This is a genomic window from Trichloromonas sp. (assembly GCF_041583255.1).
Lineage (GTDB): Bacteria > Desulfobacterota > Desulfuromonadia > Desulfuromonadales > Trichloromonadaceae > Trichloromonas.
Genome location: NZ_JBFHGD010000009.1, coordinates 1 through 21,847, shown reverse-complemented (window position 1 = coordinate 21,847; position 21,847 = coordinate 1). Strand labels below are relative to the sequence as shown.

The window sequence follows — 21,847 nt, the reverse complement described above, 5'->3', positions numbered from 1 at the left end:
AGAGCCCCCCCTGGCCGAAACTTTCCGTGGTCAGCTCTGTAAAAACTTGTTATATTTATAATTCGCGTTTCATCATGTGCCCACGTCATTGTTTCCCAAGAAGATCAGCGTAATCGTGATATTCCTGGAGTCGAAAGTTATTTTCGACGGTGAGAGTGGCTGTTGTACCAGTCGAAAAGAACGACCGCAACCGCGGCAGTGAGGCCGTTTCTAATAGAACGTCCTCGTCGTGCCGACGGTGAAGCGGGGCCTGTGATTTTTGAACGCCGGCTGTGTGCCGGATTGGATGAGAGAGAATGCAGCCGATGCCAGACCGTAATCCCCAAGCGGTGCTTCTGAAGGACTACGCCCCGCCGGCCTACCTGATTGAATCCGTCGATCTCCATTTCGAGCTGGGCGAGGAGATCACCGTTGTCACCTCCCGCTTAGACGTCCGGCGCAATCCGGCGGCCGGTCCCTCCGAACGGACGCTGCAGCTGTCCGGGCGCGATCTTGCGCTCAGGCGCCTTTGCCTCGAGGGCCGCGACCTGTCCGCCGGGGAGTTCTCTGTCAGCGGCGAAACCCTGAGCATCGCCGGGGTGCCGGACGCCTTCACCCTGCTGGTCGAGACGGCGATCCGGCCGCAGGAGAACCTTTCCCTCGAGGGGCTGTACAAGTCGAGCGGCAATTTCTGCACCCAGTGCGAGGCCGAGGGCTTCCGCAAAATCACCTGGTTTCCCGACCGTCCCGACGTCTTGGCCCGCTATACCACGACCATCTGCGCCGATCGCGGCCGTTATCCGGTCCTGCTTTCCAACGGCAACCTGGTCGAACAGGGCGAGCTCGAAGGCGGCCGCCATTTCGCCCGCTGGGAAGACCCCTTCAAAAAGCCGAGCTACCTGTTCGCCCTGGTGGCCGGCGACCTGGTCAGGATCGAGGATGTGTTCACCACCTGCTCCGGGCGGCAGGTGGCGCTGCAGATTTTCGTCGAGGAGCGCAACCGGGAAAAGTGCGACCACGCCATGCGCTCGTTGAAGCAGGCGATGGCCTGGGACGAAGCGACCTTTGGCCTCGAGTACGATCTCGATATCTACATGATCGTCGCCGTCGACGATTTCAACATGGGGGCGATGGAGAACAAGGGGCTCAACGTCTTCAACTCCAAGTACGTGCTGGCTCGCCCCGACACCGCGACCGACGCCGACTACCAGGGGATCGAAGGGGTAATCGGCCACGAGTATTTCCACAACTGGACCGGCAACCGGGTCACCTGCCGCGACTGGTTCCAGCTCAGCCTCAAGGAAGGTCTGACCGTCTTTCGCGACCAGCAGTTTTCTGCGGACATGGGCTCGGCAGCGGTCAAGCGCATCGAGGACGTGCGCCTGCTGCGCAACAGCCAGTTCCCCGAAGATGCCGGGCCGATGGCCCACCCGGTGCGACCCGAATCGTATGTGGAAATCAACAACTTCTACACCACCACGGTTTACAACAAGGGGGCCGAGGTGATCCGCATGTATCACACCCTGCTGGGTCCCGACCGGTTCCGTCAAGGGTTGCGGCTGTACCTGGAGCGCTTTGACGGCCAGGCGGTGACCACCGACGATTTTCTGCAGGCCATGGCCGAGGCCGGCGGCATCGAACTTCACCAGTTTCGCCGCTGGTACAGCCAGGCCGGCACCCCCGAACTGCAGGTCGAAACCGCTTACGACGGCGCGGCCCGCACCTTTGAATTGCGAATCCGCCAGAGCTGCCCGCCGACCCCGGGGGAGCCGAAGAAAGAGCCGTTTCACATCCCCCTGGCGATGGGTCTGCTCGGCGCTGATGGGCGGGATCTCCCGTTGCGCCTCGAAGGGGAGTCCGTTCCGACGCCGGGCAGCACCCGGGTGCTCGAATTGCGTCAGGAAACGGAGGTCCTCCGTTTCGTCGACGTCCCCTGCCGGCCGGTGCCGTCACTGCTGCGGGGCTTTTCGGCCCCGGTCCGGCTGCAGGTGTCCTGGCAGGAGGGCGACCTGGCTTTCCTCATGGCCCACGACAGCGATTCCTTCAACCGCTGGGAGGCCGGTCAGCAGCTGGCCTGCCGGGTACTGCTGCGGCAGCTGGAGGATTTGCAGCAAAAGAAGGCGGCGGTTCTCGACGAACCTTTCGTCGCGGCTTTCGGCAAGACCCTGCGGGACGAGCGGAGCGACCCGGCGCTGTTGGCCCTGGCCCTGACGCTGCCCACCGAAACCTACCTTGGCGAGCAGTTGACGGTGTGCGACCCGGGTGCCATTCACGAGGCCCGCGAGACCCTGCGGCGACAGCTGTCCGAGCGCCTGCAGGGCGAGCTGCTCAAGGTCTACCGCCGTTGCCGGGAGTCGGAGCCGTACCAGCTTTCGCCCGCTGCCATCGGTCGCCGCAGTCTGAAAAACCTGTGCCTGGCCTACCTGATGAGCCTGGATAATGCGGCGGCGCTCTCCCTTTGCCTTGAGCAGTTCGAAACCGCCGACAACATGACCGACGTGCTGGCGGCGCTGGGATGCCTGGTGCACAGTGACAGCGCCCAGCGGGCCAGGGCGCTGGAGGCCTTTTACCAGAAGTGGGCGCAGGATCCGCTGGTGCTCGACAAGTGGTTCACGCTGCAGGCCTGCTCCCGGCGGCCGGATGTCCTTGCCGAAGTCCGCCGGCTGATGGAGCACCCGGCGTTCAATCTGCGCAATCCCAACAAGGTTCGCTCTCTGGTCGGTGCCTTCTGTCACGGCAACCCGGCCCGCTTTCACTCTCCTTGCGGCGAGGGCTACGCTTTTGCCGGCGATCAGGTCCTGGCCCTCGACCCGTTCAACCCCCAGGTGGCGGCCCGCTTGCTCAGCGCCCTCAGCCGCTGGCGGCGCTATGACCCTGCCCGTCAGGACCTGATGAAAGCGCAGCTGCGGCGCATCCTCGCAGCCCCCGGCCTGTCGCCGGACTGTTACGAAATCGCTTCAAAAAGCCTGGCGTAGTGCCGGCTGGAAACACAGGTGAACGATGAACGCTAAGGTACTGATTGTCGGCTGCGGCGATATCGGCCGGCGGGTCGGCCAGCTGCTGCTGGCGGCCGGCCACGAAGTGACCGGCCTGGTCCGCTCGGAGGAGAGTTCGGCGCCCCTGGCCGGGGTCGGCATCCGGCCGCTGGTCGCCGATCTCAACGATCCCGAAGAACTGCAGAATCTTCCCGTCGCCGGCGCCCTGGTTTTTTATTTTGCGCCCCCCCCCGGCGGCGGCATCACCGATCCCAAGGTGCGCAACTTCTGCGCGGCCGCGACCGGCGCCAAGGCGCCGAAACGGCTGGTTTACATCAGCACCAGCGGGGTGTACGGCGACTGCGGCGGTGCCCTGGTGACCGAGGAGACCCCGGCCAACCCGCAGACCTCCCGGGCCAAACGGCGCTACGATGCCGAGCAGGCCTTGCGCCAGTGGGGAGAGGCCCAGGGGGTCGAGGTGGTCATCCTGCGGGTCACCGGGATCTACGGTCCCGGCCGGATCCCGGTTTTCCGGCTGCAGGACGGCCATCCGCTGCTGTGCCTCGAAGAGTCGCCGCCGACCAACCGCATCCATGCCGACGACCTCGCCCAGGTCTGCGTGGCTGCCGCCGAAAAGGGGGCGGCCGGAGAGATCTTCAACGTCAGCGACGGTCATCCCAGTACCATGACCGAGTATTTTCTGGCCATCGCCGAGCAGGTCGGGCTGCCGCGTCCGCCGCTGATCTCCATGGCCGAAGCGAAAGAGGTTATGACGCCGTTGATGCTGTCGTACCTGACCGAGTCTCGGCGCATGGACAACAGCAGGATGCTGAATCGCCTCGGAGTCAGGCTGCGCTACCCGACCCTTGCCGAGGGACTCAAGGCCAGCCTGGAGCAGGAGTGATCTAGCCGGCCGGTGCGGCTTGTCCTGCACCTCCAGGCAGATAAGATGCTCCGCCACTACCGGCAACGCTGCAGGCGCTCCGGGGATGTATGCGGTCTACGGCATTTTTTGTGTTAAGATTCTCTATGATGTGGCATTCTGAAGCGCGCTGCGGCAGCGTTCTGCGCTCGTCGTCCGGCGAATACGTTTCTGCGGGATGCACGTTGGACTTGACTGATGCGGGAGGCTGCGGCTGCGGTTGCTCGTGTGATATCAGGATGCAGGAGGTCAAATGAAAAAGTTGAAATTGATTCTGACGTTTCTTTTGGGTGGGATTCTGCTGGCCGGGTCCCTGGGGTGGGCCGAATCCAAGGTTCGCGTCATTCCCCGCGACTGCATCGACTGTCACGACGACGAAGGCAAGGCGCTCGCCGCCCGGGGGGCGGCCCACCAGGAGGTCGGCTGCCGCGGCTGTCATCCCGGCCATCCGCTGGAGGGACGCAAGCCGGCCTCCGATTGCAGCGAATGCCACGCCCCCGGCGCCTCGCCCCACTACCGCCTAAGCACCTGTACCTCCTGCCATAATCCGCACAAGCCGCTGGATGTCGATTTCACCGGGCTTACTTCCGCCAAAACGGTCTGCCTCTCCTGTCATGCCGATCCGATCACAGCGGATGCGGGGGTGACCAATCCCCACGCCGAGCTTGGCTGCAACGAGTGTCACCTGACCCACCACGATATTCCCCAGTGCTCCAACTGCCACGAGCCCCATGCCAAGTCGATGGTGCAGAAGGACTGCCTGGGGTGCCACCCGGCCCATTCGCCGAAATCGGTCAAGCTTGACACCGCGCAACCGGCAACCCTCTGTGCCAGCTGCCACAAGGACATCGTCAGGTCGATCCAGCAGGCGGGGGGTGCCCACCGCGACATGGGCAGCTGCGCCGAGTGCCATAAGCAGCACCCGCCGCAGCAGGGCAAGCGGCCGGTCTGTGCCGACTGCCACGCCGCGAAGGCCCAGGCCCATTTCGCCGTCAAGGGCTGCGCCACCTGCCACGACCCCCATGCGCCGCTGGCCAAGTCCCTGGCCGACATGAAAAATGTGCGGGCCGCCTGCGTCTCCTGCCATGCCGGACCGGGTCAGCAGATGCAGAAGACGCCCAGCGCTCACGCCAAATTGGAGTGCAACAAGTGCCATCTGAAGCATGGCGAGGCGATGTCCTGCCTCGACTGCCATAAGCCGCACAATGAAACGATGAGCTACCGGGACTGCCTGGGGTGCCACGCGCCCCACGCCCCGGCGGCCGCCGCCATCAGGACCGACGTCCCCGCCAGCGCCTGTGCGGTCTGCCATGCCGAGACGGTGAATACCTTCACCGCCTCGGGCGCGGCGCACAAAGAAAGTCTCGCCAGCTGCGGAGAGTGCCATCCCCAGCACGGCCAGGCGAAATCCTGCCTCGACTGCCACCAGCCCCATAGCAAGTCGATGGCCGACAAGGATTGTCTTGCCTGCCATGCGCCCCACGCCCCGGCCGAGGTCCGCTACGGGGCTGCGGTCGCCCCGGCCCTGTGCGGCGCCTGCCACGACGAGGCGGTCGCCGCCATCGCCAAGCAGGGCGGTGCGCATCAAGAGGTGGGCTGCGCCGGCTGCCATGAGCAGCACGGTGCGGTTCCGGCCTGTGCCGGCTGCCACGCTGCCGACGAGCGGCCGCATTTCGCCATCGGCAATTGCAGCGACTGCCATGCCCCCCATGCCCCGCTGGGCACGGCCCTTGCCGACATGAAAGAGCCCCGGCGGGCCTGCGCATCCTGTCACGGCGGCGTGGTCGAGGAATTTACCCGCAACGGCGGCGCCCATCAGGCCGGGGTCGCCTGCCAGGAGTGTCACCAGCAGCATCCCGGCAAAGGGGAAAAGGCCAGGGTCGACTGCGGGCTTTGTCACGCCTCAGGCGACAAGCCTCATTATGCCCTCAAGGACTGCGCCTCCTGTCACCATGCCCATCGTCCGCTGCAGCTCGATTTTGCCAAGGCAGGGGCGATCCGGGAGGCCTGCCTCAGCTGCCACGAGGGGGCGGTCCCGATTGAGAAGGAAATCCCCAATCCCCACGCCAACCTGGCCTGCAACAAGTGCCACCTGAACCACGGCGATTCGCCCCAGTGTACCGGCTGCCACGCTTCCCACGCGGAGTCCATGGGGGAAGCCGACTGCCAGAACTGCCATGCCCCGCACAACCCGCTGTCGATTCGCTACTTTGCCAGCATCTCTGCCAGCCTGTGCGGCGCCTGCCATGAAGAGGTCGCCGCGCAGCTGCAGGAATCCGGTGCGGCGCACAAGGACAAGGTCGGCTGCTTCCGCTGCCACAGCAAACACCCGCCGCAGAAAGACAGCGCCCCGGCGGCCTGCGCCAGCTGCCATGCGCCGGCTGACAACGACCACTTCGCCCTGGCCGACTGCAAGGGGTGCCATGCGCCCCATGCCCCGCTGAGCAAGCCGCTGGCCGAAATGAAGGATGTCGGCGCGGCCTGCGTCACCTGCCATCCGCAGCCCGGGGCCGATATGGAGTTAGCGGCCGATGCCCACAGCCAGCAGGCCTGCATCGATTGTCACGACACCCATGGGTTGCTCCCGGATTGCCGCCAGTGTCATGAACCGCACAGCGAAGCGATGACCAGGGGCGACTGCCAGAAATGCCATGCGCCCCATGCGCCGTCGGCGATCCGCTTCGATGAAAAAATCGGCTCAGCGCTTTGCGGGGCCTGCCACGAGGCACCGACCTCGTTGCTGGCCAAGTCCGGCGCGGCCCATCAGGAAGTCGGCTGCGCCGGCTGCCACCAGGAACATGGAAGCGTCCCGGCCTGCGGCGACTGTCATGCGGCAAGCGACCAGGCCCATTTCGCTGTCAAAGGGTGCGCCGGCTGCCACGCGCCGCACGCCCCGCTGGTCAAAGACCTGGCCCGCCTGGGCGATGTCCGCCCCGCCTGCGTTTCCTGCCACGAGGGGCCGGGGGCGGATGCCGACGCATTTCCCAGCGTCCATTCAGAGATGGCCTGCAACGAGTGCCATCTGCAGCACGGCAAGGCGATGTCCTGCCTCGAGTGCCATGAGCCGCACACCCCGGCCATGAGCTATGCCGACTGCCTGCGCTGTCACGCGCCGCACAAGCCGACCCAGGCCGATTTCTCGGGGGCTCCATCCACCGCCCTGTGCGCCACCTGCCACCAGTCTCAGGTGGATGCTATCGACCAGCGCGGCGGCGCCCACCGGTCCGAGGTCAGCTGTGCCGACTGTCATGGCCGGCATCCGGGGATCGGCTGCACCAACTGTCATGCCCGTCACCCCGAGGCCGGGGTCGCGGCCAAAATCTCCTGCGCCAGCTGCCATGCGCCGGCGGATAAACCGCACTTCGCCCTGGGCGGCTGCGCCCAGTGCCATCCCCCGCACAGCCCGCTGGAGGTCAACCTCGAGGCCTTCGACCCGGTCAAGCCGGCCTGTCTCTCCTGTCATGGCGAGGTCGGCGCCGAGCTGCTGTCGGTCCCCAGCGCCCACAACGCCATGGACTGCACTGAGTGCCATCAGAAGCACGGGGAGTACCTCTCGTGCCTCGACTGCCACCAGCCCCATGCCAAGGAGATGAGCCACGCCGATTGCCTGCGCTGCCACGCGCCGCACCAGCCGACCGCGCTCGCTTACCCGTCCGATGTGCCGGGTCGACTCTGCGGCGCCTGCCATGGCGACGAGGCCGGACAGATCGAAAAGCAGGGGGCGGCTCACAAGACCAAGGCCAGCTGCGCCGTCTGCCATCCGCAGCACAAGCCGAACGGCGAAAAGACCATCCTGACCTGCCGCAGCTGTCATCCGCGGCTGAAGAAGCTCCACTACACCTCCGAGCCCTGCATGCCCTGTCACAATCCCCATGCGCCGCTCGAGGTCAACCTGGAAAGCCGAAAGGAAGTCAAGACGGTCTGTGTCTCCTGCCATTCGGTGGTCGGCCGCTTCATGGAGTTCAACCCATCCCGGCACTCGGCGGTCGACTGCCGGGAGTGCCATCAGAAGCATGGCGAGTTCAAGGACTGCCTGGCGTGTCACCAGCCGCACAGCAAGGGGATGACTTACGCCGATTGCCTGCGCTGTCATTCGCCCCACAAGCCGACTGATATCGCCTTCGCCCGTGAGGTCAACCCCGCCCACTGCTCCTCGTGTCACAAGGAGGTGGCGGCCAAAATCGAGAGCAAGGGGCAGGCGCACAAGAGCCGGGTCAGCTGCGTCTCCTGCCACAAGGCGCACCCGCCCAAAGGGGACGAGGTGATCCCCGAGTGCAGCAAATGCCACGATCCCGGCAAGAAGAGCCACTACCGGGTCAAGGGCTGCGTCGGCTGTCATGACCCGCACGCCCCCTTTGAACTCGATTTCAGCAAGGTGGAGTCGGCCAAGCCGGCCTGCCTGAGCTGTCATGCCGAGGTCGACAAGGCGATGCAGGCCGCCCCGAGCAAGCACCTCGAGGTCGACTGCAGCCGCTGTCACGCCGATCACGGCAGCAAGAAGTCCTGTGACAGCTGTCATGCGCCGCACACGCCGAAGATGACCGCCAAGGACTGCCTGGCCTGTCACCCGGCCCACACGCCGACCCGGGTCAGTTTCAAGACGGGGCTCTCGTCGGAGTTCTGCGCCGCCTGCCACGGCGACGTGGCAGGCATGCTGGCGGCGACCAAGGCCAAACACCGCAAATTGAACTGCACCAGCTGTCACCTGGGTGATCACGGCTCGGCTATGACCTGCGCCGATTGTCACGGGCAGCCCCATGAGCCCGGGCTGCACAGCAAGTTCCCGGATTGCCTGAAGTGCCATGAGAATCCGCACCAGTTGGCCAACTGGAGGGCTCAGTGATGAGCTTTTGGGGCCGAAGTGCGAACCGCTCTGTTGTGAAGGAGACTAAACGGATGAAATCTGCAGTACGTTGGGTTTTGCCGGTGCTGGCCGCCATGCTGCTGGTCGCTGCCGTCCTGCCGGCGCTGGCCGAAACGGTGCGGCCGCTGACCCCCGGCGAAGGGGCGGAGGTCTATCGGCAGAAGGTGGCGCAGATGTCCACCGTCGAGTGCGGCAAATGCCACTATGAAATTTTCACCAGCATCCGCGACCAGGGCGGGCGTCATCAGCTCGAATGTCGCGAATGCCACAACAAGTTCCACACCTTCACTCCGGGGGTCGCCTGGGCAGACCGGGTTCCGGCCTGCAACGACTGTCATGAAGGGGTGCATGAGGGTCATTTTCCCCAGTGCCTCTCCTGTCATCAGCAGGCGCACGCGCCGATCGCCAGCCTGGTTGAAGCGGACAAGCTGGCGGCCGACTGCGGTCGCTGTCACAGCCCGGTTTCGACTGCGCTGCAGGCGCATCCCAGCGGCCATGCCGAGATGGGCTGCAGCGACTGCCACCACGATCGCCACGGTTTCAAGCCCGGCTGCAACGAGTGCCATCCCCAGCCGCATACGCCATTTAAGAGCAGCCCCGAGTGCCTCAACTGTCATCCGGCGCACACGCCCTTGACAATTGCCTTCGGCGACAAGGTTGAAAATCTGGTCTGCCAGGGCTGCCACGAAGACCCGGCGGCGGTGCTCAAGTCGAGCAAGAAGCGCCATGCCGCCCTGAAGTGCGTTTTCTGCCATGCCGAAACCCACGGCACTATTCCGAGCTGCCAGCAGTGTCACGGTAACGGCCCGCACAACCCGGAGCTGCTCAAAGGTTTCGGCGGCTGCCTCGAATGCCACGGCGATCCGCATGGGCTGACATTGTCCGGCTCTTAACATCCTCCGGAGGTTTTCATGGGGAAGCAACGTCTCGTCTGGGTAGGCGGGACTGTAATTATCTTGATATTGCTGGTGATCGGCGTGGGCCTGTATCTCAAGGCGCGCTATTGCTGGGATTGCACCGCCAGCGAGCGTTATGCCCGCGGAACCGAGCTGCTCTGCGATCGGGACGCGGACGGACGGGCCCGGGGGGCGGCTTTTATCCGCAAGGCCGCCGCCGAAGGTCAGCCCGAGGCCCAGGCCCTGGCCGGCGAGCTCTACCTGCAGCCGCGGCCGGGGCGTTATGCCAGTATTCATCGGGACCTGTTCGAATGTGACGCGCCCGGAGTGCCGGCCGATCGCGAGCGGGCCCTGGGGTATTTCAACGCCCTGGCGCGCGGTGGCCAAGTGTCGGCTGAGATGGAATTTAACCTGGGGGTGTTGATCGAAGAGGGTATTCTCGATCCGCCGCTGCCGAACAAGCGAGCCGACGATTATTTCCGCCATGCGGCGGAACAGGGGGAGCCTCGGGCCATGTACGAGGTGGGGATGGCCGAGGATCGGCAGAAGAACTATGCCGAGGCGGCCCGCTGGTTCAGGGAGTCTTTCAGCCGAGCCGGTCACCCCGGGGCGGCCCTGATGCTTGGAGATTACGCTTTTTACGGACGTCTCGGGGCCGTTGACCTGGGCAAGGCCCTCCCCTGGTACCAGAAAGCCCTGGACGCAGCGCAGAATCCGGAGGTCGCCGGGATCGGCGCCGCCTTCGCCCTGCGGGCCCAGCAGCGGCTTAATATTGCCGGCGGCTACCAGCAGCGCACCGGCGGCAAGGCCGCGGTTCCGGTTTCCTACCGGTTGGGCGGAGGGCCCAGTGAATACCGGGTCTATGCGGCGGATTCCCAGTCCCTGCTCGGTCGGGTCGTGCGGGACGGTGGCCTGGTGGTCGCCAGCTTTCTCGGCGGAAAAGACGGCGAGGCTGCGGCGGGACGGGAAGTGGCCAGCATGAACGACGGCCTGAACTGGATTCTGGAGAGCTATGCACTCGGCCGTTACGGTGCGGGCAAGACGTTTCGTTTCGTGCTGGCCGCCGAGTGAACAGGAGACCGGTCAATGGCCGGCTGTAACAGATGTGACGGGCCGTCATACCAGGGATGACGGCCCGTTTTTTTTATTCGCCACTGAGCCAGGCTTCGATCCGGGCCAGGGTCTGTGCCCAATTGGCGCCGAGGCGTTCATCGAGAAAGTGGCGATAAAGGCTGTCGAACAGCTGCAGCCCCTCTTCCAGCACGTACATGCGCTCGTAGAAGACCGCTTCTTTTTCACTGGCCTCGTCACTGCGGTTGTCCTTTTCGATCTTGACTGAGGGAGCCTTGAACGAGGCCAGGTGAAAGGTCTCCCCCTTCAGGGTCAGCTTCCACTGGTGTTCGAGCTTTTCCATGTGCAGGATCGATTCAGTGATCTGCTTGCCCGCCTGCAAGGCGGTGCGCACTTCGCTGAAAGCGTCCTGGGGGCCGATGACGGTAACCTTCTGCACGCCGCTGTCACCGCCGCCGACCAGCAGCAGGCGGTCATTCAGGTAGGCACTGAAGCCTTCGCCGGGCTGGGCCGGACCGGGCTGATTGACGGTGTAGCTGGACGAGCCTTCCATGGTCTGGTACATGAGCCAGAGCAGGAAATCCTGGCCGAGCCAGCGGTTGCTCTCGATCATCTCCAGCACGGCGTCGCCGGAGGCCTGGTTGGCTTGCTGCAGCGCCGGCTGCAGGGCCTGATCGATAATCGCTTCGGCCCGGGCGAAAGGATGCACGGCCTGCAGTCGCAGGCCGTCGAAGGTCTGGCGGAAGAGGTTTTCGAAGAGCTCGACGACATTGGCGTTGAGGCTGGCGAAGGTGAGCCGGCCGTTGCGGGAATCCCAGACCACATCGTAAAGCGCCGGAACCGGCAAGGTCTGTGCCAGCAGAGTGCCGCGCACGGCGTCGCGCAGTTCCTCCCGCTTCTGCTTGGGAACCCGCTGCAGTCCGGGATGGGCGGCGAGAAATTCAGCCTCGGCCAATTCCATGTGGGCCTTGAGCAGGGCCGAGGGGATCCGGCGCTGATCCTTGCGCATGGAAAAGGTCAGGTAATGATCACGCCAGAAGGCCTGGGGGCGGTCAAAGCTGCTCTCCTTGGGGTCGTCGATGTGGACCCAGCCGACCGAGAGTTCTTCGCTGCCCCGGTCGATGGGGCGGAAGGCCTGGGCGACGAGCCGGGTCGACGCCCATTCGAAAAGATCGTCTTGCGGCAGCTCGCCGGAGACTTGAAACTGACAGATGCTGACGGTGTTGGCAAGAATGCCCATGAATTGATACTCCTGGAAACGTCTTTGCTGTTCGGGTTGCGGATTTATTGCTGGAATGACTGCAGGGATGGGGCAAACGCCCAGCCGGCGGCTATCTTCCGGCTGAAGTTCATGGCTGGCAAGCCGTTGATGCGGGCGTTGTGCGTCCCCAGTTCCGCGGCTGTCTCCTTTGCGGAATTTATACTACAGGGTCCGCCAAAGCACAAGGTTGTAGCGATAAAACTCAAGCAGGCTTTGACAACGAAGGATCGGACAGCCTATATTCTTTGAGTAGAAAACTTACACAAGTCGAAGGGGCCCCATGGAATCTTTTGTCGTCGCACAGCTCTCCCACCTCAAGGGGAAGATAGCCAATTACAACAAGGAAAATCTCGAGGATATCCTGCACGTGCTGGTCGAGGCGGTCACCCTGATCACCCGGCAGAACCGCTGCCGGATCTATCTCGAAGACCTGACCGGCGGGACCCTGATCTGTGCCGCGGCCAACGGCCTGCAGGCCCAGGCGATCAAGGAGCAGAGCTTTCCCCTCAACACCTCCGACTACCTGGTTTCCCGGGTCTACATGACCCAGGAGGAAACCCAGGCCGAAGACCTCGCGGCGCTGGCAAATCCTTTTGCCCGGGATATCGCCGAACGCTTTTCCATCCGCTCCAGCTACATGATTCCGCTGGTCCACCAGGGGCGCTCGGCCGGGGTGTTGAGTGTCGACAGCAGCCGGCCCGGCCGGCTGCCTGGGGAGTCCCAGCGGCGGGTCCTCAAGGAATTCCTCGAGGAGGTGGTGCCGCTGATCGATCAGGCCCGCAAGTACCACCAGCAGATCGTGCTGGCCCGGCGGGTCGACAAGGCCAAGAAGAAGGAGGCCGCGTTCCTGATGGTGAAATCGGCGGTGCGCCTGATCGACAAGCTGGCCCTCGCCTCGGTGCTGATTCCGTCCCCCCTCGGACCCGAGTCGGGGGAGGAGGGGCTGCAGATTCTCGCCTCCTACGCCAAGGACCAGGAGGCCCGCCAGCTCTACGAGGATGAAAAGCTCATCAACCTGGGGCCCGGCAAGTCTCTGCTTTCCCGCTATATCAGCAACGCCGGCCAGATCACCGATGAAACCCTGCTGACCCCCCTGTATATCCCCAACCTGCCGGCCGAACCGCTGCAGAAGCGCTACCTGACCGAGGAGATGGGTTTGAAGTCGCTGTATGTGGTTCCCCGCTACGAGCCCCGCACCCGCCGGGTTATCTGCCTGGTTAATTACTACACCCGGGGGGCTTACCGTTTCAGCGATTTTGAAAAAGGGCTGCTCGAGGCCCATGCCGAGATGGCCGAGCGGGTGATCCAGGAAATCGGCGGCGAGCACATGGAAATCCAGGTTCTTTCCGAGATCAACGATCTGCTGCAGGAAAAATTCGAAGGGGTGCAGCCGTTTCTTAACCGGACCCTGTCCAAGGCGACCGAACTGATCGGCGCCGACACCGGCAGCATTGCCCTGGTTCGCGAGGAAGAAGGGGTGCGCTGGCTGGTGGTCGAAGAACCGGACGGCAGCCTGGTCGGGGCCAAAAGCAAGGAGTGGATGAAGAAGAATATCCCGCCGATCCGGGTCGGTGGCGAAGGCCTGCCGCCCGAGGAGCGCAGCCTGACCGGCTATGTCGCTCACACCGGCCGGCCTCACGTGATCCTCGATACCGAAGAGGAAAAACGCCGGGGCGGCCTGTACCGGGAAATCACCAGTGTCATCAAGAGCGAGATTGCGGTGCCGGTGGTGTACGGCGACGAGGTCATCTCGGTCATCTGCCTCGACAGCCTGCGCCCCTATTATTTCACCGATGAACACAAGCGCATCCTGATGATCATCGAGCGCCTGATCGCCCCTTTTCTTTCCGACCTGAAGCGGATCGAAAAACTCACCAGCGAGGTCAACAGCCTGCGCCGTGACGTTGGCTATAAAGACCCGAAAATCTCGTCGTACAAGCTGGGCAACATCATCGGCAACTCGCTCAAGGCGACCGAACTGGTCGAGTTTATCCAGCGCATCACCCCGCCGCTGTTCAACCGGCTGGCCCGCTGGAAAGTCCGCGACCTGCAGGAGGCCTCGCTCGGGTTGCCGTCGATCCTGATCACCGGTGATACCGGCAGCGGCAAGGAATTCCTGTTCAACAACATCTTCTCCAGGCTGCGGGAGATGTACCAGGTCGAGATCGACCCGCGCGGCGAACTGCCGGTGAAAAAGACCAACATTGCCGCCTACAGCGGCGACCTCACCTACTCGGAATTGTTCGGTCACAAGCGTGGTGCCTTCACCGGCGCCCACACCGATCGCAAGGGGATTCTCGAAGAAGCCCACGGCGGAGTGGTTTTTCTCGACGAGATCGGCGATGCGGACCCCAAAACCCAGGTTCAGCTGCTGCGCTTTCTCGACAATGGCGGCTTCGTGCGCCTCGGTGAGAATGTCACCCGCTTTTCCCGGGTGCTGCTGATCGCGGCCACCAACAAGAATCTCAAGCAGTTGATTGCCGAAGGGAAGTTCCGCGAGGATCTCTACCACCGGCTGTCCGAACTGACTGTCGAGGTGCCGTCGCTGAACCATCGCCGGGAGGACATCTCCGATCTGGCCACGCACTTTCTCGGCAAGCTCTACCAGGTCTACCGCAAGCCGGACGACCGCGAGGAGGAGGCCCCGGTGCTGACCCGCGGGGCCCAGTCGCTCCTCTCCCGGCACCACTACACCGGCAACATCCGCGAACTGCGGAGCATTCTGCTGCGGGCCCTGTTTTTCCGCAAGAAGCGGGTGATCACAGAGGAAGACATCCGCAAGGTTCTGGGCGCCATGGATCGGCCGGTGCCGGAAGACGTGGCGGAAAAGCTCACCGAGCAGGTGGCCCAGGAGATTTTCGACGCCATCCGCCGCGGCGACAGCGATTTCTGGAGCGGGGCCTATCTTCCCTATTCAGAAAGCCGTATCTCCCGCGATGTGGTGGCCGCGGTCGTCGACCTGGCCCGGCGCGAAGGGGCTGCGACCATGCCGAAGATCGCCGCCATGCTGCAGGCCTGCGACCCCAGGAACGACGATCCTGAAACCCGCAAGATCTTTTATAAATTCAAAAATTTCCTGTACAAGACGATCCGGATTTCCTGATCTTCAGGCGAAATGGACGGGGGGCGGTGAGTCGCCTGCGGCAGGAGGGGCGCCGGAGGCGATTGATTTGTCGTTGTTTTATCGATAAACCCGGCTATCTTGAAAGCGGGTGACTGTGCTATAGTGTCGAATGGCGCGTTCTGCGGCACAGAAATCTGCCTCAGCTGCGAATGCAGATCCGTTTACTCTGTCGTTTGCGAATTCAGCGTATATTTCCGGTACAGGTGTTTAGGATGAATCGATTGACCCGTGTTTCGGCGACCGGCTGGGGCTGGATAATCCTGCTAGCCGTGTTGGTTTATGGCGTTGCCTCCGGTTTTTCCTGGCTCCTGTTCGGGATCGGGCCTTTGTGGTCGGCCATCCCCGTCGATTTTTCACTTCACCTCGCGCTGGCTTTCCTGCTGTCGGGCCTGTTCCGCCGGCGTTGGGGCTTCGCCCTGTTTTACACTGGACTGATGCTCTTTCTGCAGTTTGGCCATGCCGCCAAAACGGCCGTTCTCGGGGCGCCGATGGCCCCTGACGACATCTATTCCCTGCGTGCTTTTCTGCTGATTATCAAGCCCTGGCAACAGGTTTTGCTCCTGCTTGCCGCGCTGTCAGGCGCTTTCGTTCTGTTGTACAATGTCCGGATAACGAGGCTTCGCCAGTTTCTGGCTGCCGGGATACTCTGCGGGGTGCTGGGCGGGATCGTCCTGGCCCCGGCGCCCTTGTCAGGCTGGCTGGATCGACGCTTTGGTTATGTTGACTGGGATCCGGCCGGAGATTTTCGTCGGCGCGGGGCACTGCTCCACACGGTGCAGGAGTCGACCCGATTTCTGGCTCACCGCCAGGTTCCCCCGAGCCGCGCCGAAGTGACGGCCATTCTGTCGGGCCGGCCAGAGTCCTGCCCTACGGCGCAACCGGATTCGCACCGCAATGTGCATGTTATCGTTCTCGAATCGTTCTGGGATGCCGCGCTGCTCAAAACCGCCCTCGAAGACGACCCGCTGCCGGAAGATTTTCGCAGGCTCTGGGCGGATGCCGGCCATTCCCACAGCGTGGGCCCGGTTTTTGGCGGTTACACGGCGAACGCCGAGTTTGAAGCTTTATGTGGTTTTCCCGTTTCCGAACCCTTTGTCCTTTTCGAGCGGAACGTCAATCGCGAGGTCAACTGTCTGCCGAAGGTCCTGGCCGAAAGCGGTTATCGCAGTGTGGCCTCCCATCCGAATATCCCGGCCTTCTGGAACCGCCACAACGTCTACCGCAGGATAGGTTTTGATACCTTCTGGGCCGGCACCGATTTTGTCTATGACGACATGAACGGCGAGTTTCTTTCCGACCGTTCCTTGTATCGGCAGGTGCTGGAGAAAATCGATCCGCTCCTGGATGGCGACAAGCCGCTGTTCAACTATGTGCTAACCATTTCCGGCCATCTTCCCTATCCCCTCTCTGCGGACCGGCCGCTGCTGTTCGAAAGCCGTTCGGCCTACCCCGACGTGGCGAACTACGCCAGTACTCTTCATTATAAAGCCCGGGATCTGATGGAATTTCTCGCGGTGCTGCGCCAGCGCGATCCGCAGGGGTTGATCGTTATGTTTGGTGACCATCTGCCGACCCTGGGGGGCTATGGGGCCTATGCCGAATCCGGTTTGATTTCCGCCCAGAACAGGGCGCAATTTTCGCCGCAGAATTATCTGGATATGTCCTCCACGCCCCTGGTGATCATCGACGGCGAAAACGGCCCCGTGCCGGCGGGCGATCTCCCGACCTTCCGGCTGCCCGCGCTGATTCTTCAGCTGTTGGGGAACCAGTCCCGAACGCTGCTGGCCTACACGGAAACCCCGCCGGGTCTGCAGGTTCGCCCGTTGGTGGGGATGCATCTGAACCTGTCCGGCGGCGTGGCCGAGTCCTGCAAGTCGGAGCCGCTCTCCGAGTCCTGCCGGCAGACGGCCGAATGGCTGAGGCAGACCCAGGTTCTCGCCAACGATCTCTTTGTCGGTTCCCAGTATGCCCAGCCCGCTTCGCTGCCGGCGGTTGAAGGCGCACCGCTTCCCGCTGTTGCCAATGAAGCGCAAGCCCCCCAACCTGCCACCGACAGTCAAGAAAGCGAATCGGCGCCGGCTCCCAAGGCCATCTGAAGCCACCTGTCCCGTTCGGCTTGAAGCGGATTTTTCCTGCGCGACCCTGCCCGCTCTGCGCTGTCGGGACCGCTTGTTCGCAGACCCCTTCCCCTCCTGCGCCTCAACAGCGTCCATTCATCCGCGGGATGATTGTCCTGTGGATGATTGGCCAGGTCTTTGTGCAAAATCCAGATTGCAAACGGATGGCGTGCTGATATAATTTCACGGCTTCATGAGAAAATGAAGCTCCGCATAGGGCGGTTATAGCCAATTTACAGGAGTAAAAAAGAATGTTCGTATCAAGATGTATGTCGGCACCCCTGGTCGTTCTTGTCAGTCTTCTGGCGCTCGCAGGCTGTGCAAGCAAAGCCCCCCTGCTGGCGGAAACCCCGGCCTCAATCGCCTCCGGGCAGGCGTTGATTGACGAAGGCAAGGGGATGGTCTCCGAGGGGGACTCCATGGTGAAGCAGGGGAAGGACCTGCGCAGCCAGGGGGAGGATCTGATCGACAAGGGGGACGATCTGCGCAGCGCGGGGAAAGAGAAGATCTCTCTCGGCAAGCAGCAGATCAAGGCGGCGGAAATGCTCGAGGAGGCCGAGGCGCTGAGGCTTAAAGGGCAGCAAATGCAGCAGAAGTCCAAGCCCTGAGGAACTGCCGATGCAGATCGACCTGGACAAAATCCTGTATGATCCGATGGTGGGAAAAATCGTCACCCTGGTGGTGGGGATTCTGGTCATCCGGGTGCTGGTCGGTCTGCTGCAGCGGGTTTTTTCCGGCCGCATCCAGAGCAATGAGGCACGCTACACGGTGCGCAAGACCCTGAGCCTGGTCGGCTACGCGCTGGTGATCGTCTTCACGTTGGGGTTGTTCAGCGATCATCTGCACAGTTTTACCGTCGCCCTTGGGGTCGCCGGCGCCGGCATCGCCTTCGCGCTGCAGGAGGTGATCGCCAGTGTCGCCGGCTGGATCGCGGTCTCCTTCGGCCAGTTTTACAAGACCGGCGACCGGGTGCAGCTCGGCGGTATCCGTGGTGACGTGATCGATATCGGGGTGCTGCGCACCACCATCATGGAAATTGGTGAATGGATTCGCGGCGACGCCTACAACGGCCGGATCGTCAGGGTGGCCAACAGTTTCGTCTTCAAGGAGCCGGTGTTCAACTATTCAGCGGACTTCCCCTTCGTCTGGGACGAACTGGTGGTGCCGGTGAAGTACGGCAGCGATTATCAAAAAGCGCGGGAAATTCTCCTGGCGGCGGGGATGGCCGCGGTTGGCGACTATATCCCCTTCGCCCGCGAGACCTGGCAGCAGATGATCAAGAAATACATGATCGAAGAGGCCAGCGTCGAACCGATGGTGACCCTGATGGCCAATGACAACTGGGTTGAATTCACCCTGCGCTACGTGGTCGATTTCAAGAAGCGGCGGCTGGTGCGTGACCAGATCTTCCTCAAAATTCTCGAGGACTTCGAAAAGAGCAGCAGCCGGGTGGCGATCGCCTCGGCTACCTTCCACCTGGTCGAGACGCCGGTTTTCGACGTCCGCCTCAACCCGGGCGCGCCCTCCTGATCAAAACTTTTCCAGAACCTGTTTTACCTGTTTGCGGTCGTTGGCCTTCCAGGGGCCGACGACCGCAAGTTTCAGGTTGCCGGCAGAAAAGACCTTGCTGGCGGCCTGCTGCAGCACGGCCGGGGTCACCGCCATGACCTGCGCTCGGTCCTGTTCGACCGTGCGAAGGTAGCCGGTCAATTCCCCCCAGCCGTAACGGGTCAGCATCGCATCGGGATTGTCCTGACTGAACTCCAGGTCAAACAGGTAGGCCTGCAGCACCCCTTTCAGTTCTTCATCCGGTACCGGTTCAGCACAGAGTTCCCGCACCACTCCGAGTACTTCTTCTACGGCCCGGCACAGGTTTTCCGGCGTGACCGCCAGTTCGATGCTGAAACAGCCGCAGTCGGCCAGCATCGACAGGCCGGCTTCCACGTGGTAGGTCAGCCCCAGCTGTTCGCGCAGGCGCAGCATCAGCCGCGAGGCGCCGCCCCAGGAGAGGATCCAGCGCAGCACCCGCAGCGGCACGGTGTCGGCATGGTTGCGCCCCGGCGTGCGAAAGGCCAGCTGGAGGTTGATCTGCGAGTCGGAATCCTTGACCCAGACCGTTTCCGGCTGCGAACAAGGGACAGTTTGAGGGGATTGGCGCTGCAGCAGGGTTTGCCCCTGCCAGTGGCCAAAGGCCGCCTCGACTTCCTGTCGGGCCTGGTCGTGGCGGATGTTGCCGGCCACCACGATGACCGTGTTATCCGGGGTGTAGTAACCGGCGTGGTGTCTCCGCAGGTCGGCTTCGCTGATGGCATTGATCGAAGCGCCGGTGCCGATGGTCGGCTGGCTCAAGGGATGATCTGGCCAGAGCAGACGCGCGGTCAGGTTGTCCGGGCTGATGTCATCACCCTTCTCGTTGAGGTCGTCGAGGGCTTCTTCAAGGATGATCCGCCGCTCCACCTCGACGTCGGTCAGCAGCGGGCGCGTCAGCATCGAGGCGAACAGGCGGGCCGCCTCCGGCAGGTAGCGGGGATGCAGGCGGGAATGGTAGCAGGTGTTCTCCACGTCGGTAGAGGCATTGACCGCTCCGCCGATGGCTTCGAAGGCGCGTTCGAGCAGAAAGCTGTTCGGGTAGTCGGCGGTGCCGCGAAAGATCATGTGCTCGAGAAAATGGGAGATGCCGGCCAGGCCGGCGGTCTCGTCGCGGCCGCCGACCTGGACGTAGCAGGCCATGTCGGCGCTGTGCAGGTGCGGCATTTCGATGGTGACCAGGCGCAGGCCGTTGGCGAGTAAATCTTTACGATATTCAGTCATGGTTTCCGTCAGAGAGGCTGGGTCAGTCCGGCTTTCGGCGGAGGGTGGCCGGTCGTGGCGCGGGAGAGTAAAAGACGTCACGCCCGCCCTGGGGCTTGCGGCCGTGCCAGGCCAGCACCGCCAGGTGCAGGACGAACAGGAAAATGCAAAGCAAGACGACCCACCCGGGCAGCTCGCCGATGGCGGCCTGGCCGACGAACTGATGCCACGATTGGCTCGGTTCGGGATGGATCTTGACTTTAAACAGCCAGCCGCTGAGCAGCACGGCAAAGAGATAGATGTAGTTGGCGTGGAGTCGGCGGCCGAGGGCATGCCGGCGGCCCATTTTATATTGCGGGTGCATCAAGTCCGAAGCGAGCTCCGCCACCCAGAAAGTTTCCTTTTCGAGGTCGAGCTCCCCGGTCAGGGCGCCGTAAACAAAATTCTGGTGCAGCAGCCGCACCCGGTATTCGTAGGCGTCGTAGAAACGGTAGCGCCTCGATTCGACGTAGAGCAGGATATAGACAATAGCCAGCCCGAACAAGAAGAAAACATGGGGATATTCGGGGTGGCTGAAGCCGAAGCCGAGCACCGCCGCCGTGCTCCCCACGGCCCAGTTGGTGGTCAGGTCGAGGCGCTCCCGCCAGGCCAGGCTGCGCTGCACTTCGGCCCGGTAGTAGTGGACCAGGGCGGTGATCAGTTCTCCGCGGGAAAGCTTGGTCGGGCCGCCGGATTTATCGATCATGAATTCCCCCGATCTGCCTGTCGCATAAGCGGGCCGCAGCCCTGATTCTTAGAAAGTATAGCAGATCGGGGGAGAGCTTTTTTCTCCCGCCGCGGATCAGGCCTTGAGCAGGCGGGCCGCTTCCTTGGCGTGGTAGGTGATGATCAGGTCGGCGCCGGCGCGCTTCATGCCGATCAGGGTCTCCATCATGATGCGGTCGTGGTCGACCCAGCCGTTGGCGGCGGCGGCCTTGATCATCGAATATTCGCCGGAAACGTTGTAGGCCACCAGCGGCAGGTCGAAGCGTTCCTTGATGTCGCGCAGGATGTCGAGGTAGGCGAGAGCCGGCTTGACCATCAGAAAGTCGGCGCATTCCTGCACGTCGAGGGCCGCCTCGCGAAAGGCCTCGCGGCGGTTGGCCGGGTCCATCTGGTAAGAACGGCGGTCGCCGAACTGGGGGGTCGAATCGGCGGCGTCGCGGAAGGGGCCGTAGTAGGCGCTGGCGTACTTAACCGCGTAGCTCATGATCGGGATGTGGCTAAAGTCGTTGGCATCCAAAATTTCGCGGATCGCCGCTACCCGGCCGTCCATCATGTCCGAAGGGGCGATGATGTCGGCGCCGGCGCGGGCGTGGGAGAGGGCTTCGGCGGCCAGCAGCTTCAGCGTTTCGTCGTTGTCGACGTCGCCGTCGAGGATCACTCCGCAGTGGCCGTGGTCGGTGTACTCGCACATGCAGACGTCGGTGATGACGGTGAGCTTCGGCACGTTCTGTTTAATCGCCCGGATCGTCTCCTGGATGATCCCGGTCTCCGAATAGGCGTCCTGGCCGAGGGCGTCCTTGGCTTCGGGGATGCCGAACAGGATCACCGCCGGAATGCCGAGCTCGTAAACTTCTTTCGCTTCGGCGACGATATGCTCGATCGACTGCTGGTAGATCCCCGGCATCGACGGGATTTCCTTCTTGATCCCCTTGCCGAAGGCACTGAACATGGGGTAGATCAGGTCGTCGACCCGCAGAAAGGTTTCACGGACCATGCGGCGGATGTTGTCGTTGCGGCGCAGGCGGCGGGCGCGGTATTCGGGAAAGAACATGGCTAAACTCCTGGGTTCAGGGGTTGATATGG

Annotated in this window: 13 protein-coding genes; 9 read left to right on the top strand and 4 right to left on the bottom strand. The window is 63.1% G+C overall.

Translation table 11 applies throughout. The features are described 5' to 3' along the window. The first annotated feature begins 305 nt into the window (after positions 1-305). From pepN to ABYV89_RS01505, 5 genes are all read left to right on the top strand, one after another. Entirely contained in the window at positions 306-2,954 is a 2,649-nt protein-coding gene (pepN, locus tag ABYV89_RS01525; protein ID WP_432821155.1) for an aminopeptidase N, read from the top strand. Positions 2,955-2,979: 25 nt separating this feature from the next. Beyond that, entirely contained in the window at positions 2,980-3,858 is an 879-nt protein-coding gene (locus ABYV89_RS01520; protein ID WP_432821154.1) for an SDR family oxidoreductase, read from the top strand. A 271-nt stretch (positions 3,859-4,129) separates the two neighbouring features. Beyond that, entirely contained in the window at positions 4,130-8,719 is a 4,590-nt protein-coding gene (locus tag ABYV89_RS01515; RefSeq protein ID WP_432821153.1) for a cytochrome c3 family protein, read from the top strand. Positions 8,720-8,772: 53 nt separating this feature from the next. Beyond that, the gene (locus tag ABYV89_RS01510) at positions 8,773-9,633 is read left to right on the top strand and encodes a cytochrome c3 family protein (protein ID WP_432821152.1); all 861 of its coding nucleotides are present in this window, start codon (positions 8,773-8,775) and stop codon (positions 9,631-9,633) included. Positions 9,634-9,651: 18 nt separating this feature from the next. Next, a complete protein-coding gene (locus tag ABYV89_RS01505; RefSeq protein WP_432821151.1) occupies positions 9,652-10,707 on the top strand; it encodes a tetratricopeptide repeat protein in 1,056 nt (351 codons plus the stop codon). Between the two features lie 73 nt (positions 10,708-10,780). Here the strand turns inward: ABYV89_RS01505 and rdgC are convergent, their stop codons facing one another. Continuing rightward, a complete protein-coding gene (gene rdgC, locus ABYV89_RS01500; protein ID WP_432821150.1) occupies positions 10,781-11,947 on the bottom strand; it encodes a recombination-associated protein RdgC in 1,167 nt (388 codons plus the stop codon). Positions 11,948-12,248: 301 nt separating this feature from the next. Between rdgC and ABYV89_RS01495 the strand changes: the two genes are divergently transcribed. The 4 genes from ABYV89_RS01495 to ABYV89_RS01480 all read left to right on the top strand — a co-directional run bounded on the left by ABYV89_RS01495 (position 12,249) and on the right by ABYV89_RS01480 (position 18,739). After that, on the top strand, positions 12,249-15,071 hold the full coding sequence (locus tag ABYV89_RS01495) for a GPMC system transcriptional regulator (RefSeq protein ID WP_432821149.1): 2,823 nt from the start codon (positions 12,249-12,251) through the stop codon (positions 15,069-15,071). 233 nt (positions 15,072-15,304) lie between these two features. Next, entirely contained in the window at positions 15,305-17,188 is a 1,884-nt protein-coding gene (locus ABYV89_RS01490) for an LTA synthase family protein (protein ID WP_432821148.1), read from the top strand. 272 nt (positions 17,189-17,460) lie between these two features. Next, on the top strand, positions 17,461-17,817 hold the full coding sequence (locus ABYV89_RS01485) for a hypothetical protein (RefSeq protein WP_432821147.1): 357 nt from the start codon (positions 17,461-17,463) through the stop codon (positions 17,815-17,817). A 10-nt stretch (positions 17,818-17,827) separates the two neighbouring features. Next, positions 17,828-18,739, top strand: coding sequence for a mechanosensitive ion channel family protein (locus ABYV89_RS01480; protein WP_432821146.1), 912 nt, complete (start codon positions 17,828-17,830; stop codon positions 18,737-18,739). Here ABYV89_RS01480 and ABYV89_RS01475 read toward each other — a convergent pair whose 3' ends face one another. The 3 genes from ABYV89_RS01475 to hemB form a co-directional block, all read right to left on the bottom strand. Next, positions 18,740-20,020: a M16 family metallopeptidase gene (locus tag ABYV89_RS01475; protein WP_432821145.1), complete on the bottom strand. Its 1,281-nt coding sequence runs from the start codon at positions 20,018-20,020 to the stop codon at positions 18,740-18,742. Between the two features lie 22 nt (positions 20,021-20,042). Continuing rightward, a complete protein-coding gene (locus ABYV89_RS01470) occupies positions 20,043-20,744 on the bottom strand; it encodes a DUF2270 domain-containing protein (protein ID WP_432821144.1) in 702 nt (233 codons plus the stop codon). 96 nt (positions 20,745-20,840) lie between these two features. Beyond that, positions 20,841-21,815, bottom strand: a complete 975-nt coding sequence (hemB, locus tag ABYV89_RS01465; RefSeq protein WP_432821143.1) for a porphobilinogen synthase — start codon at positions 21,813-21,815, stop codon at positions 20,841-20,843. Positions 21,816-21,847: the final 32 nt, after the last annotated feature.